16 protein-coding genes and 1 pseudogene are annotated in these 14,544 nt (G+C 64.0%); 7 read left to right on the top strand and 10 right to left on the bottom strand.

The features are described 5' to 3' along the window. Positions 1-8: 8 nt before the first annotated feature. Both K323_RS0110895 and K323_RS0110900 read right to left on the bottom strand, forming a co-directional pair. Positions 9-440: a DUF3830 family protein gene (locus tag K323_RS0110895; protein WP_022885317.1), complete on the bottom strand. Its 432-nt coding sequence runs from the start codon at positions 438-440 to the stop codon at positions 9-11. Between the two features lie 40 nt (positions 441-480). After that, positions 481-1,386 (bottom strand): DUF3830 family protein, encoded by a 906-nt coding sequence (locus K323_RS0110900; protein ID WP_022885318.1) that lies wholly within the window; start codon positions 1,384-1,386, stop codon positions 481-483. 178 nt (positions 1,387-1,564) lie between these two features. Between K323_RS0110900 and K323_RS0110905 the strand changes: the two genes are divergently transcribed. Beyond that, positions 1,565-2,251, top strand: coding sequence for a GntR family transcriptional regulator (locus K323_RS0110905; RefSeq protein WP_022885319.1), 687 nt, complete (start codon positions 1,565-1,567; stop codon positions 2,249-2,251). A gap of 215 nt (positions 2,252-2,466) precedes the next feature. Then, positions 2,467-4,038, top strand: a complete 1,572-nt coding sequence (gene tcuA / locus K323_RS25460; protein ID WP_022885320.1) for an FAD-dependent tricarballylate dehydrogenase TcuA — start codon at positions 2,467-2,469, stop codon at positions 4,036-4,038. Positions 4,039-4,280: 242 nt separating this feature from the next. Here the strand turns inward: tcuA and K323_RS30745 are convergent. From K323_RS30745 to K323_RS30450, 6 genes and pseudogenes are all read right to left on the bottom strand, one after another. Continuing rightward, a pseudogene (locus tag K323_RS30745) lies at positions 4,281-4,694 on the bottom strand (transposase); the annotation flags it as partial. Positions 4,695-4,791: 97 nt separating this feature from the next. Then, positions 4,792-5,577, bottom strand: a complete 786-nt coding sequence (locus K323_RS0110920; RefSeq protein ID WP_022885322.1) for an SDR family NAD(P)-dependent oxidoreductase — start codon at positions 5,575-5,577, stop codon at positions 4,792-4,794. 70 nt (positions 5,578-5,647) lie between these two features. After that, positions 5,648-5,944 carry a hypothetical protein gene (locus K323_RS30245; protein ID WP_022885323.1) on the bottom strand — a complete coding sequence of 99 codons (297 nt, stop codon included), beginning with the start codon at positions 5,942-5,944 and terminating at the stop codon, positions 5,648-5,650. A 57-nt stretch (positions 5,945-6,001) separates the two neighbouring features. Next, positions 6,002-7,261, bottom strand: a complete 1,260-nt coding sequence (locus K323_RS0110930) for a sugar ABC transporter substrate-binding protein (RefSeq protein WP_022885324.1) — start codon at positions 7,259-7,261, stop codon at positions 6,002-6,004. 43 nt (positions 7,262-7,304) lie between these two features. Then, positions 7,305-7,829, bottom strand: coding sequence for a substrate-binding domain-containing protein (locus K323_RS30445; protein WP_245570966.1), 525 nt, complete (start codon positions 7,827-7,829; stop codon positions 7,305-7,307). After that, a complete protein-coding gene (locus K323_RS30450) occupies positions 7,790-8,326 on the bottom strand; it encodes a LacI family DNA-binding transcriptional regulator (RefSeq protein WP_245570967.1) in 537 nt (178 codons plus the stop codon). Before K323_RS30450 ends, K323_RS30445 begins: the two co-directional genes overlap by 40 nt. Positions 8,327-8,577: 251 nt before the next feature. Between K323_RS30450 and K323_RS0110940 the strand changes: the two genes are divergently transcribed. Then, positions 8,578-9,453, top strand: coding sequence for a fumarylacetoacetate hydrolase family protein (locus K323_RS0110940; RefSeq protein WP_022885325.1), 876 nt, complete (start codon positions 8,578-8,580; stop codon positions 9,451-9,453). Further along, the gene (locus tag K323_RS0110945; RefSeq protein WP_022885326.1) at positions 9,450-10,217 is read left to right on the top strand and encodes an SDR family NAD(P)-dependent oxidoreductase; all 768 of its coding nucleotides are present in this window, start codon (positions 9,450-9,452) and stop codon (positions 10,215-10,217) included. The genes K323_RS0110940 and K323_RS0110945 overlap by 4 nt, the downstream gene beginning before the upstream one ends. Before the next feature lie 134 nt (positions 10,218-10,351). Here K323_RS0110945 and K323_RS0110950 read toward each other — a convergent pair whose 3' ends face one another. Beyond that, positions 10,352-11,011, bottom strand: coding sequence for a TetR/AcrR family transcriptional regulator (locus K323_RS0110950; protein WP_022885327.1), 660 nt, complete (start codon positions 11,009-11,011; stop codon positions 10,352-10,354). A gap of 90 nt (positions 11,012-11,101) precedes the next feature. Here K323_RS0110950 and K323_RS25470 point away from each other — a divergent pair, with 90 nt between their 5' ends. The 3 genes from K323_RS25470 (at position 11,102) to K323_RS0110965 (ending at position 13,895) form a co-directional block, all read left to right on the top strand. Then, positions 11,102-12,019 (top strand): alpha/beta hydrolase, encoded by a 918-nt coding sequence (locus tag K323_RS25470; RefSeq protein ID WP_022885328.1) that lies wholly within the window; start codon positions 11,102-11,104, stop codon positions 12,017-12,019. Between the two features lie 77 nt (positions 12,020-12,096). Beyond that, a complete protein-coding gene (locus tag K323_RS25475; RefSeq protein ID WP_022885329.1) occupies positions 12,097-12,897 on the top strand; it encodes an isocitrate lyase/PEP mutase family protein in 801 nt (266 codons plus the stop codon). 44 nt (positions 12,898-12,941) lie between these two features. Beyond that, positions 12,942-13,895 (top strand): LLM class flavin-dependent oxidoreductase, encoded by a 954-nt coding sequence (locus K323_RS0110965; RefSeq protein WP_022885330.1) that lies wholly within the window; start codon positions 12,942-12,944, stop codon positions 13,893-13,895. Positions 13,896-13,919: 24 nt separating this feature from the next. Here K323_RS0110965 and dcd read toward each other — a convergent pair whose 3' ends face one another. After that, positions 13,920-14,525 carry a dCTP deaminase gene (gene dcd / locus K323_RS0110970; RefSeq protein ID WP_022885331.1) on the bottom strand — a complete coding sequence of 202 codons (606 nt, stop codon included), beginning with the start codon at positions 14,523-14,525 and terminating at the stop codon, positions 13,920-13,922. Positions 14,526-14,544 lie beyond the last annotated feature (19 nt).

The raw sequence follows: 14,544 nt of genomic DNA on the forward strand, positions 1-14,544 counted from the left end.
ACCCCAGCCTATTCGGCTCGCTCGATTGTCACGTTCAACGGACCGTCGAAGATGATGCGCTGCGAAGCCTCCACGAACTCGCCCAGGCCCTCGTCGATCTTGCCAATGTGCGCGACATCCAGCGGCATGCAGAACGGGTTGAGCCACCGTGCGTCGCCATAGGCGATCCCGATCTTGTACCGCTCGTTGATGTAGTTCGGGAAGTAAATGATGTCGCCGGGGGTCAGCTTGTCGGCCACATTTTCGATACCGTCCTCGGCCACTGTGAGTTTGTGCTCCTGTTCGGTGCGCCAGGCGTCCCCGGACCAACGGGTCTGGATCGTACGCTCCTCGAGAGGAAGCGCGCTCCACAAACCTTCGGTGGTCTTGGGTGCCAGGTCTTCGAACAAGGTGGCGGTGGCGACGACATCACCAATCCTGATGCGAATCCGTCGGTTCATTGCTTGTGCCTTTCGTTGAGCTGTCTGTCGAGTGGCGACCTCACGCCAGCTCGATGGAAATCGGCTTGGCGCCCTCTGTGAGCTGGGCCAAGGCACGTTCCTGCACTGCAGACCAGTCACCATCCAACGCGATAACTGGCGTCAGCACTTCGCGGATGCCGTCTCTGAGCGTGTTACTGCTCCGTCCGTAGACAAAGCTGAGCTCGTCGTGTGCGAAGGAGTAGTAGATGGTGCCCGGGGTCACCAGGTGAGTGCTGGAGGCTTCCCGCTCCGTCATGTCCAGACCGACACATCCGGTTGACAGCTCCAGTGTGCTGTGTTGACCGCGCCAGGTACTGGTGATGGACTTTAGGATTACAGGCAGTTTGCCGATCAGGGCTGCCGTCGTCACCGGAGATCCCTGCTCCAGCAGGGTTCCACTCAAGGACAGTCCGTCGTAGTCGATGACGACCTTGCGGCCCTGGTGCTCGATGGGGCGCAGCGGCGTCGTCTGATCGTCCGACAGGGAGAAGCTGAGCGGGACGGCACCGGTATGGCGAATCTCGGTGACAACAGCAATCAGCTCGGTCAGATCCCCATCCAAAGTGCCGAGCTTCGTCAGCGAACTCGCCGCGGTGGGACCCGAGAACCTTGCGTTGCCGTACGCAAACGCGATCTCGCGGACACCCGGGTGATAGATCACGACACCCGGCCACTGGTAGTGGACGACATCCTCAACTTCGGAGACGTTGTCGATCGGTACATCCTCAAGCATCCGGAACATTTGTCCCGACGTCTGCGCATGAACCGCGCGCCCGCTGAACGGTAGCGCGTCAGCAAAAGCAGCAGCAGTCGTTGGAGCGCCATCGACATTCAGTTGGATCCGGATCGTCACGTCCCCGACGGTGGCGTCTACATAAGTCATCAGAGTGTTGCCCTTTCGCTGGGCGCTCGGGTCGACCGTCATGGAAGAGTTTCGACCCTTACGTCGTTGTATACAGGAATGCTATATTGGTATGCGCTGGGATGCAATAGGGAGTTGCGAGCAAGATGCAGACCAACGCGATCCGGAATCAGATTCGTCACCTGTATACCAGCGGACCCGTGTGGATACGGTAGCCTCGCTTCACGGGAGGGAGTGGCCCATGACAAGTAAGACGCGCGGCAACGAGCCGCCATCAGCAGTCGAACGCAGGCCTTCGACCTACGCACGAATCAAGCAGGCGATCGCTGACGGTCGCCTTGCTCCCGGTGCTCCGCTGGTGGAGACCGCCTTGGCCGAATGGTGCGAGGTGAGTCGAACGCCAATCCGAGAAGCGTTGACGCGGCTTGAACAGGACGGCCTGGTCACCCGCACCGACCGCGGACTGGTGGTACGCGAACGTAGCCCCGAAGAGGTACTCGACATCTACGAGACCCGTATCGTGCTCGAAGGGACCGTTGCCCGTACCGCGGCCGCACGCCGAACGCCTATCGACCTGATCCACTTGCGCCATGCTGCAAGCGAAATGGCCGCCGTGGATACTGCCGATGAGGAAGCGATGGCGGCCGCCAACCGAGCCTTCCATCGTCGGCTGTGGGCGGCTAGTCACAACGAATCATTGACCGACCTACTGGATCGCCTTGACTTCCACATAGCACGGTATCCGCGGACCACTCTGTCCCGACCGGGTCGCTGGGAACAAGCTCTCGTCGAACACGGTGAGATCGTTGCGGCGGTCGAGGAGCGGCAACTCCAGTTGGCCGAGGACCTTGCGCGAGAACATTTCACAAAAGCCCGTGATATCCGCTTGGAGATTCTGGCTTCCGAGATAGACTCTTCCGCGGTCTGACCACTCGCGCTACTCCTCCGACACTCGACCTGCGCCGTAGGCGGCACCCGGGGACGGACCCACGCTTTGTGCGCTGCCCTAAAGGAACGCCCGGCGTCGTCCGGAGTAGAGCCGAGTTCTCGGCATCTTGACACCCATCGACTTCCGTGCAACATTGTTTGTACTCGGCTGTATACAGCTGTATCCATACTTGTATCGTTCGGAGGCGACCTACCTTGACATCCAGCAACCTCATCCCCGATAGCTCCTCGCGGCCGTCAGCACACCCAACCGACGAGCATTTCGACGTAGTGGTGGTCGGTGGCGGCAACGCAGCATTGTGTGCAGCGATCTCTGCCGCCGAGTCCGGCGCTTCCGTCGTCGTACTGGAGCGTGCTCCCCGTGCCGAGCGTGGCGGCAACTCTGCCTTCACCGCCGGCGCCATGCGGGTGGCGTACGACGATGTTCAGGATGTTCTCGACATCGTCGAGGAGTTGAGCCCTGAGCAGATCCGGGAGACCGACTTCGGGACGTACACGCAGGAGCAGTTCCTTGACGACCTCGGCCGAGTAACGGAATACCGCACAGACCCTGACCTTGCTGAGATCATCGTCAATGACAGCTATGCAACATTGCTGTGGATGAAGAAGCACGGCATTCGTTTCGCCCCGATCTACGGCCGCCAGGCATTCAAGGTCGATGGTCGGTTCACTTTCTGGGGCGGATTGACTATTGAGACGATAGGCGGCGGTCAGGGTCTGGTCGATGGGCTAACCGCAGAATGCGAACGGCTCGGCATCACGATCCGCTACGGCTGCCGGGCGACGTCGTTGGTCAGAGACGGCGATCGAGTGTGTGGCGTCAACTATCGCAGCGAAGGCAAGGTGAGCGAGATTTCTTGTGGAGCTGCGGTGATGGCCGCCGGGGGCTTCCAGGCCAACTCCGCCATGCGAGCCCAGTATCTGGGCCCGGGCTGGGACTTGGCGAAAGTGCGAGGAACCAGGTTCAACACCGGCGATGGTATTCGGATGGCAATGGATGTCGGTGCCGCCCCCTGGGGCCACTGGTCAGGATGTCATGCCGTCGGCTGGGAGTACAGCGCTCCGCCTTTCGGCGACCTGCGGATCGGCGACAGCTTCCAAAAGCACAGCTATCCGTTCTCGATCATGCTCAACGCGGACGGCAAGCGTTTCCTCGACGAGGGCGCCGATTTTCGCAATTACACCTACGCCAAGTACGGCAAAAGAATTCTTGAGCAACCGGGCCAGTTCGCCTGGCAGATTTTTGACGGCTCACTCCTGCACTTGCTGCGGGACGAGTACCGAATCCGGGAGGTGACCAAGATAACCGCAAACACGATTGAACAACTGGTCACAAAGCTCGAGGGGGTGGACTCGGAGCAGGCGCTGCGGACGATAAATGATTTCAACGCGGCTATCGACACCGAACAGCCATTCAACCCGAATGTCAAGGACGGGCGGCGCACGACGACGTTGGAGGTCGACAAAACCAACTGGGCTGTCGGCCTACATGAACCACCCTTCCATGCGTATCGGGTCACCTGCGGCATCACCTTCACTTTCGGCGGCCTACACATCGGCCCCGACGCATCGGTGCTCGATGAAGACACCCAGGCTATTCCCGGATTGTTCGCATGCGGCGAGTTGGTCGGAGGCATCTTCTACTTCAACTACCCCGGCGGGAGCGGACTGACCGCCGGCGCGGTTTTCGGCCGCCGATCCGGGCGTGCGGCCGCACAGGCTGCGCTAACCGCGCGCTCTGGAGCATCCGACGTGCTCACTGCATAACGTCGACAGCCCGAAGCCGCCCTAACCCCAATACCGTTCAATTAGATGATTATGGCTTGTTCGGGTGACCGGTCGGGTTGGGGACAGTGGCTGTGGCTGTGGCGTGATCGTTTGACGTGCAATTTGGTGTATTTGCGTTTGACCACGCGAGGGTTGGCTCGGGGTTTTCGGTGGGGCAACAGGCGCTGGGTGAGCTCGCCGATCGCGTGAGCCCAGAGCCGTCCGATGGCATCACGTGTGTGAGGGGAAAAAGCGCCCTGTTGGGCGATGGAGCTGCGGGTGATGCGCAACGCGGCGGTGAAGGAGACTCGATCGGGATCTCGTCCGGCGTGAAAGGCGGCGTCGAGCATGAGCGTGCGGATGGCGTAGTGACAGCACAGGTGTCCCCAGATCTCCTGCAGCACGAGCTTGGGGGATTTTGAGCGCAGCACGGTGCGGGGCCCGCGTTGGTGGGTCTTCAGCTCGTCGAAGGCGGACTCGATCTCCCACCGTTGTGCGTAAGCGCCGGCCAGCTGAAGCGCTGAGGCTTCACGAGGGTTGAGGATGGTGGTGATCAGTCGCAACGGGCCAGCGGGTTCTCGTCCGTCTTTGGAGGCCGCGACGATCCACCTTCCGGCAGCACTGGTCGAGATGCCCAGCAGTCGAGCGAGAACCGGGGTCGGTAGTTGGAGGGCTAGCTGTCGGAGTGCAGTGTTTTGCGCGGCCTCGGGTCGGACGCTGATTGCGCGTAGTCGCAAATCCGGAGAGAAGTTGTTACGGGACCGGAGTGATCCCACCGTCGACGCGCAGCTCGGTGCCGGTAACGTAGCTGGCGAGCGGACTAGCCAGGTAGGCGACTGCCGCAGCTATATCGTCGCCAGTGCCCAGGCGTCCAACAGGATTCGGCGCGTAGTCGGCCATCGCTTGGGAGGTCTGGTCACGGTCCCAACCCAGTAAACGGGCCCGTTCGTCGAACATCTGCAGCAGCCCTTCCGTGAGGATGACGCCGGGGCTGATGGTGTTGGCGGTGATACCGGTGCCGGCCAAATGTTGGGCCAGGCTGCTCGTCAGGTTCAGGACGGCGGCTTTGGCCGCAGAGTAGTCAACCAAGTTTGCCTGTGGTGTGGTAGCCGCTCGGCTCCCCAGTGTGATGATGCGGCCCCACCCGGTCGCGAGCATCGTGGGCAACAGAGCTTGGACCATCCGCACGACGGTGACCACATTGCCGTCGTAAGAGGTGGCCCATGCCTGTGGGTCAGTGGTTATCCAGTCGTGTTCGGAAAAGGGACCGGCATTGTTCACCAGAATCTGAACCCGCCACGCTTGTGCCTTCTGTGCAACGCTTCCCGCCTCGTCGGGATCGGTTAGGTCGCCCAAGGCCACCTCGACAGTGCCGCCGATCGTCTGCAGCTCTTCGGCCACGGAGTATGCCCGTTCCTGATTCCGGCCGTGGACCATGACGGAGCATCCCTCAGCGGCCAGGCGGCGAGCAATCGCCGCGCCGATCCCACCGGTACTTGCCGTCACCAGAGCACGTCGACCATCCAGTTCAAGGTCCATCGATCAAGCTTATGACGTCTGTCTGTGACAGTCTGAAGTGGCCCCGGGGTGACGTCACAGTGGGGCCAAATCAAGTTGACATACACAAAGCCGCGGCCGCAAGGCTCACACCGGCCGCGGCCGAGTCGTTGATGGAGCTCAAATCGCGCTTGGACCGCAGTATGAAAGCCGCCAGCGAACAGCGTGCAATCTTGAGCAAGGATGGATACGCGTAGAACGCGATCAGGTAGACCACCAGAGGAGCGGCGAACGCTGCTGCCACCCATCGGGAGCCATTGAGCCCGGCCCGCCTCCGCCGGTGCGGGGGGTGGACGGCCGACGCGATGTTGGATGTCGGCGTTGCGGCCGGCGCCGTGGAGATCGTCATCACATGTCCTTCGTGATCGGTTCCGGGGCGGGCGAGGTGCCGCCCCGGAACCTGGTGTCAGTTACCGTCGGTTGCGGTAGCCGCGGCCTGCTGGGCCGCGTTGAGCGCATCCTGCGGCGACGACGCGCCGGACAGCGCACTCTGCACGGCCGTCCACAGATGCTCCGAGATCAGCGGGTAGTTGGTACCCATGTTGTCGCTGGTACGCTCCTTCGCGGCATTCACGGCCGGGACCCAGGTGTCGAGTTCCGGGTGCTCTTCGAGCAGTTGGTCCTGACCTTCGCTCGTCGGCGGAATGTAGTACGCGAAGGTGTTGGCCGTCTCGACGAAGCCTTCCGGTGTCGTCATGCAGTCGACAATCTTCTTGGTCGTCTCGTAGCGAGCGGTGTCTTCTTGCACCGGTGCGGTGATGAACTCGCCTCCGGTCGGGGCCGGAGCTACGCCGGAGTCGACTGCCGGAAGCTCGATGACACCGGTGGTGAAGGACTGATCGGCGGCGCTGTTGACCTGCCACGTGCCGTTCTCGGCGAAGGCGAACTCGCCGGTGATGAACTCTTCCCAGCTGGAGTTCTGCGAGTTGCCGATCACCGATTGCGGAGCGTAACCGTCGTTCACCCAGTCGGTCCACAAGGTCAGAGCCTCGACGGCCTCGGGCGAGTCGAGTTCGGTCAGGTCGGCGCCGGCACCCCAGAACCACGGGAGGAACTGGAACGAACCTTCCTCGGTGTTGATACCTGCGAAGGTGATGCCCTTGTTTCCTGCCGCCGTCACCGTTGCGAGGGCGTCGGTCAGCGAAGCCCAGCTGGTGATCGACGCGGGGTCGACGCCGGCAGCCGAGAGGATGTCGGCGTTGTAGTACAGCGCAAGGGTATTCGCTCCGATGGGAACACCGTAGTCGTCGCCGTCGAGTTCGCCCGCGGCGAGCAAGTTGGCGTCCATTCCGGAGGTGTCGAGCCCGAGCTCTTCGGTGGTCGTCAGCATTCCGGTCTCTGCCAGGGTGGAGACAGCCGGATTGTCGAGCAAAATCAGGTCGGGCGATGTGCCCTCCTGAGCAGCGAGCAGCGCCTGGTTGGTCAGCGAGGTCGTGTCGTAGGCGGTGCGTTCAATCGTGACACCGGCATCGGTTCTACAGGCTTGCACGCGGTTCACCCAGTCGGAGCCCTCTTCGTGCTGCGGGTACGGGTCCCACCAGGTGTAGGTGGCCCCAGCAGCGTCGGTCGATGTCGGGTCGCCAGTACCGGAGCAGCCGGAGAGGGCGCCAACGGCGAGTGCCGTGACAGCGACGATGAGCGGCGCTCGTAGCTTGTTGTTGAACATGTGTTCCTCCTTGAACGTGCCCGGACTCCCGGGCTCCTTGGTGTCAGTGTTGGGTTGGTGGTGCTGCGGTACTGCCACGGTCATCGATTCGGGGCGCGATCAGATCGACGACGGTTGATTCCGCATCTGCCGTGCCTTCAATGCGGGAGACGAGGCGCTCGACTGCGCGACGGCCGAGTTCGTCGGCGGCGCTGTCGATCGCTGAATAGGGAAGTGAGAACGTGCGGGCGAAGTCGTCGGAATAGCGGCCGATGACCGAGATGTCGGTCGGGGCAGACAGACCGCGGGACTGAAGAACGCTCGGCAGTGCGGCGGCGGCAGCCTCATTGTTGAGCAGAAGGCCCGTCGCAGTGGGATGCGCGTCGAGCAGCGCGGCGAGTTCGCTCCCGATCTGGGGCTGGCTCGACGAACCGAAGTGGTGGTGGAGTTTGACGCCGAGTTCGGCGGCACGGTGCTGTGCTGCGTTGGCGAGCCGCCACACATAGGCTCCACCGCGCTCCAGTACGTGTTCGGGCTGCGAGACCAGAATCAGGTTCCGGTGGCCGAGTTCGTGCAGGGTCTCGACCATGAGCCGTCCGGCAGCGACGAAGTCGAGATCGAACACGTCGATGCCCGTCGGTCGCCGGGCAGCCCCACCAGGGAACCAGGCTGAGCGGCTTTGCGAAGGATGTCCAGGCGATCGTCGCTCTCCGCCACGTTCAGCAGGATGAAGCCGTCAACCATTCGAGAATCCGAGATCCGCTTGAGCGCGGAGACGCCGTCCTCGTCTGTCAGGAGGAGCGTGTCGTAACCGCGTTCACGGGCACGATTGGTGACTCCGAGGATGTACTGCAGCATCGCGGGGGCGAATTCGTCTTCGAGGAACCGTGCCAGCAGACCGAGCACTTTCGTCTGCGAGGTCGCGAGGGCCTTCGCTCCCGCATTCGGCGTATAACCGAGGTTCCGCACCGACTGCTCGACCCTCTCGCGCACCTCGACGGAGATAGACCGCTTGCCGGACAGCGCGTACGACGCCGTGCTCCGCGAGACTCCCGCGACGCGGGCCACGTCTCCAATTGTCACCATTGCGATCTCCGTCACCATCGAATCGAACCGGTTCGAATCGAACCGGTTCGACCGCATAAGCGGCGGCGTCCTGGCGCAAGACAGAACTGCCGCTTGGCTCGGATGCGTGGTAGACATCCGACGTATAGAGTTGTTTTGACGGCGTCCGATTCAGAGTCCCGCGGCTTGCATGAGCATCGCGGACACATAGTTCAGATGTTCTGCCCGCGATTGCACACAAACAGCTCGCACACAAACAAAGGAGTTCACGAATGAGATTCGCCCGCCTCGGACCGATAGGACACGAGATACCGGCCGTTCTGGTCGACGACACCTATTACGACGTGTCGCAGCTCACGAAGGAAATCGACGGGGCATTCCTTGAGACGCTCTCCGAGACCGGGGGAGCGGATGCCGTTCGTGCGGCAGCCCTGGCCGGTTCGCTTCCGGCCATCGACAATGCGGGCTCGCTGCGAGTCGGGTCGCCGATCGCCAGGCCGAGCGCGATCGTCTGTATCGGCATGAACTACGCCGCGCATGCCGCCGAGTCCGGCTCGGCGCCGCCCGAGATCCCAATCATCTTCCTGAAGACCCCGAACACCGTCGTGGGGCCGAACGACGACGTGCAGATTCCCCGGGGCAGCACCAAGACCGACTGGGAGGTCGAGCTCGGAGTGGTGATCGGCCGGCGGGCCTCCTACCTCGATTCGCCGGCCGACAGCATCCGTCATATTGCCGGCCTCGTGACCGCTAACGATGTGTCTGAGCGCGACTTTCAGCTGAACGCGTCTGGCGGCCAGTGGTCGAAGGGCAAGTGTGCGCCGGGGTTCAACCCGACCGGACCCTTGCTGGTGACGCCGGATGAGGTCGACCACCAGAACCTGCGACTGCAGAGTTGGGTGAACGGCGAGGCAAGGCAGGACTCACGCACCGCAGACCAGATCTTCGACGTGGACTTTGTGATCTGGCACCTGAGCCAGTACCTCACGCTCGAGCCTGGCGACCTGGTGCTGACCGGCACACCGGAGGGCGTCGGGCTCTCCGGGCGCTTCCCGTACCTTGCCGACGGCGACGTGTGTGAGATCGAGATCGAGGGACTCGGTCGCCAACGACAGGTGTTCCGCGCGTTCGAGGGGGCGCGGGTATGAGGGCGGCGTCGCCGGCTGGGGAATTCGCCGGGTTGGTCGCCGTCGTGACCGGGGGAGCGTCGGGCATCGGCGCTGCGATCGCCCACCGTCTGCACGAAGCCGGCGCATCCGTCGCCGTGCTCGACTTGCAGCCAGACGGCGCGGACGCCGCCCATTTCGCCGTGCAGACCAATATCGCCGACGACGCCTCCGTGCGCGCGGCCATCGATGCGGTGACGGGGAAATTCGGGCGGCTCGACATTGTGATCAACAACGCCGGCATCGGGGCCCAGGGCACGATTGCAGACAACGACGACGCCGAGTGGGAGCGGGTGCTGGGCATCAACGTGGTCGGAATCGCCCGCGTGACGCGTGCCGCACTGCCCTGGCTGCGGAAGTCACCCTCGGCAGCCGTGGTGAACACGTCATCAATCGCCGCGACCGCTGGATTGCCTGAGCGAGCCCTGTACAGCGCATCGAAGGGGGCCGTGCTCTCGCTGACCCGCGCGATGGCTGCCGATCACCTGCGCGAGGGCATCCGGGTCAACTGTGTGAGCCCTGGCACCGCCGACACCCCGTGGATCGGCCGGTTGCTGGAGAAAGCCGACGACCCGGCCGCCGAGCGCGCCGCATTGAACGCGCGCCAGCCGCACGGCCGCATGGTCGCGCCAGACGAGGTGGCGGATGCCGTCGCCTACCTGGCCAGCCCGCGCTCCGGCTCGACGACCGGAGTCTCGCTCGCCGTCGACGGCGGCATGCAGAACCTGCGCCTGCGGCCAGAGTAGTCGCGCGCCCACCGCCCGTCCGCAACCCTCGTTACGCAGCCCTCGTTGCGCAACCCTCCCCGCCTTCGCAACCCTCCCCACCTTCGCCGAGCCGTGAGTTATGCACCTTAAATCGCGATGGGAAGGTGCTCAGCTCACGGTTCGGCGGGGGAATCTGGGACGGGGAGGGCGGACGCATCGGCTCCGGCGGCAATCAGGCGTGAACGGATGCCGCGGAGCGCGCGGTCATACACCGTCGCGTCGTCGAAGAGCACGGATTCGTCGTTCGCCGCGAAGTACAGTCCGGAGATCTCGAAGCGCAACTGGGCGGCATCCGTTTCAGCGCCAAGTTCGCCATTGTCGATTGCGGTCTGCAGCGCGTGCTGGAAGTAACTGTCAGACGTGCGGATGGACCCGACGATCAGTTCGCGCACCGCACCGGGCTTGGAGTCGAAGTCCGCGGCGACCGCCCGGAAGAAGCAGGCGCCAGCGAACACGCGACGCTCTGAGTACCGGAGCCAGGCGATGGAGTAGGCCCAGACCCGCGCCAACCCGCGTGGGTGTTCGCGCGCCGGTGCGACCACCTCGGCGACGAAGACCTCGGCGGCCGCCTCGACGGTCGCGAGCTGCAGCTTCTCCTTCGAGCCGAACAGGGCGGCGACACCGCTCTTGCTCGAGTCCACCTCCGTGGCGAGCCGCCCGATCGAGAGCCCGTCGAGACCTTCGATGGAGGCGATGTTCATGGCGCGCTCAAGCACGGCCTGGCGGGAACGCTCCCCGCGCAGCCGTCTTCCATCTGACTCTTGACTCGTCACGATTTAATAGTACGCTCGTTCGTGTTGTTATATGTCATTGATCTGCACTCTTCTGAAACCACTCTGCCGTACCAGCACGAAAGGCACACCATGAATCGGATACATCCTGTCGTCCAGCAGAGTTTCGGCGTGGCGAGCAGGCTCTCTCCGCGAGTGGCGGCCGCTCTTGCCCTTCCGCTGTTCAGAGCGATGGGCCGGCGGGCGCGTCTGCGGGAGAGTGAACGAGCGACCCACGAGAGCGCAGCGCGCGAGACGCTCACCGTGCAGGGCAAGCGAGTGCAGGTGTACGTGTGGGGGAGTGGCGGGTCGACCGTGCTGCTCGTGCACGGCTGGCAGAGTCGTGCGTCTCGATTCGCGACCCTGGTGCGCGACCTGCGTGCGGAGGGAAAGACCGTCGTCGCCTTCGACGCGCCTGCCAATGGAGAGTCGGCCGGGCGGCACACCGATCTGCTCGAGTACATCGAGATCATCGAGAAGCTGCAGGCGAAGTTCGGCCTGTTCGACGCCATCGTCGGCCACTCCTTCGGGGTGCTCGCGGCATTGGTTGCGGTCGCCGATGGGGTCGCGGCCCGCAGCGTGATCGGTATAGCGGGTGTCAGCAGCGGCGACCATCTGGTGCAGTCCTTCGGTGAGGCAATCGGGTTGTCGGATGCCGCGCGCGTTCAGCTGGCCGACCTCTTCATCCGGCGCATCTCGGCCGACGCGGACGGCAACGCGACCGTGCCCGTTGGTCGCGACCTGAAGCGTTTCGATGCGGCGATGCATCCGGTTACCGTGCCGCTTCTGCTATTGCACAGCCGTGACGACCGCTCTGTCGACATCGCCCAATCGCGTCGGCTGCTGGATGCCCACCCCGGCCTTGCAGAACTGGTCGAGGTCGATGAGCTCGGCCACAATCGCATCCTGAACGATGATGCGGTTCTGGACCGAGTGCTCGCCTTCGTCGAGGCGGCCCGGTCTGTGCCTGTGCCTGTGCCTGTGCCGCGCTCCGACGCCGCCTCCCGCTGACAGGGCTGAGAGGAAACTATTCGCTATATGTCCGAACTCGGCTGGTGCGTCGCATCCGTCACCGCCAGACTGGCCTTATGACTACCTCTCAACTCCAGAAGGCCGAACTGTTCAACTCGCTGCACGTGCCCGGCACGCCGCTCATCGTGACCAACGTGTGGGATGCGATCACCGCAAAGGTCGTGTCGGAAGCGCCGGGCGTGAAAGCCCTGGCGAGCGCATCGCACTCGGTGTCTAACGTGCGCGGCCTGCCTGACGGAGAGGGCATCACCGTCGATGAGGCGATCGCGGCAGCACGCCTGATCGCCGCAGCCACCGACCTTCCCGTATCGATTGACTTCGAGAAGGGCTACGCTCCGGATGCTGCGGGGCTCACTCAGAACGTGCGTCGCCTGATCGAGGAGTCCGGCGCTGTCGGTATCAACCTCGAGGACTCCGTCGGCACTTCGAAGGCGCCCCAGTTCGACATCGCGACTGCTGCCTCCCGCGTGGCCGCGGCGCGTGCTGCGGCCGTCGCCACCGGCATCCCTCTCGTCATCAACGCCAGGGTAGACACGCTGGCCGGTGGTGGCGAATGGGGAGAAGCGGTCGAGCGTGCCAACGCGTATTTGGACGCCGGCGCCGACGTTATCTTCTTCCTCGGCCTTTCAGACGAAGACAAGGTGAAGCGTGCCCTTGACGAGGTCAACGGGCGCATCTCCGTGATCGCCCACCCTGGTGCTGTGCCGCTCGCCCGCCTTGCCGAGCTTGGTATCTCCCGGGTCAGTTTCGGTCCAGGCTCGCTCGGGCTCACGCTCGCCGCCCTGCAGCGCGCGGCCACGACGCTCACCGCACTCGGCGAATACCCGGAGGCTCTCGGCTTCAAGTACGCCCTCTAGCCCAGTCGTGCCGCGACCCCAACCGCACCTACGCAAGGAGAACTATGTCCCCGCGCATCGGCGTAACGCTTCCGCGTGACCTTCCCATCGAGCAATTCGTGCCGTTCGCCCGCCGAGCCGAAGAGCTGGGATTCGACGAACTCTGGGTCATCGAGGACTGCTTCTTCCGCGGCGGCATCGCGCAGGCCGCTGTCGCACTGGCGTCGACGAGCAGCATCACGGTCGGCATCGGGATCATGCCGGCGGCCGCGCGGAATCCGGCATTCGAGGCACTCGAAATTGCGACGCTGGCCGAGCTGTATCCGGGCCGGATCATCGCGGGGATCGGGCACGGGGTCGGCGGCTGGATCCGCCAGGTCGGCGCGCATCCCGCCAGCCCGCTGACGCTCCTGGAGGAGCACCTCACTGCACTCCGTGGGATTCTGCGGGGCAATGAAGTGACGTCGGAGGGTCGCTACATCAACCTTGATCGCGTCGCCCTCGAGAAGCCACTTGCCACGGTTCCGCCGGTGTACGCGGGCGTGCGAGGTCCGAAGTCCCTCGCCCTGGCCGGCCGCGCGGCCGACGGCACCATCCTGGCAGAGCCGGTGACGCCGGAGTACCTCATGGCCGCCGTGGCGAGTATCGCCGCAGCGGGCGAGCATCACATGGTCGCGTACAACTTTGCCGTCATCGACGATGATCCGGATGCCGCGCGGCGGGCCGTGCGCAGCGCGCTCGGCTGGTTTGGTGAGCCGGAATTGCTCGCGCACATCGCGCCGCTTCCGTTCGCCGAGGAGTTCGCGGCCCGCCGCGCCGCGGTGTCGACTCAGGCCGAGTTCGCCGCCGACCTGCCCGACGAATGGGTGGATGCGCTCGCCCTGGTCGGTACTCCGGAACGGGTACGGGAACGGATGGCGGAGCTCGGTCGCGCCGGCGTAGGCAGCAATGTGCTCATTCCGATCGGCGAAGACCGCCTGCTGGCGCTGGACTCGCTCGCTCGCGTTCTGGGCGACTAGCGCTACGGTCGGCGCGTTGTTTCGCTACTCGGTGACGGCCTCGCCGGCGCGAGCCGTGACATCCGTTCGGTGGAAATTCAGGTGTGAGCGTGACGCGGTCGGTCCGCGCTGGCCCTGGTAGCGGGAGCTGTTCGCGCCGGAGCCGTATGGGTTGTCAGCCGGTGAGGTGAGCCGGAAGAAGCACATCTGGCCGATCTTCATGCCGGGCCAAAGCTTGATCGGCAGCGTGGCGACGTTGCTGAGTTCAAGGGTGACATGGCCGGAGAAGCCGGGGTCGATGAAGCCGGCGGTGGAGTGGGTGAGCAGGCCGAGGCGGCCGAGGGAGCTCTTGCCTTCGAGGCGGGCGGCAAGGTCATCGGCGAGGGTGACGCGCTCATAGGTCGAGCCGAGCACAAATTCGCCCGGGTGCAGGATGAAGGGCTCATCGGGCTTGGTTTCGATGAGGTGCGTGAGTTCCGGCTGGTCTTCGGCCGGGTCGATGTACGGGTATTTGTGGTTGTCGAACAGCCGAAAATACCGATCGAGGCGCACGTCGATGCTCGACGGCTGGATCATCTCCTGCTGGTACGGGTCGAGGCCGATGCGGCCGTTGCTGAGTTCTGCCTTGATGTCGCGATCCGAGAGAAGCACGGTGCCAGCCTACCTGCGC

The organism is Glaciibacter superstes DSM 21135, from assembly GCF_000421145.1.
GTDB lineage: Bacteria > Actinomycetota > Actinomycetes > Actinomycetales > Microbacteriaceae > Cryobacterium > Cryobacterium superstes.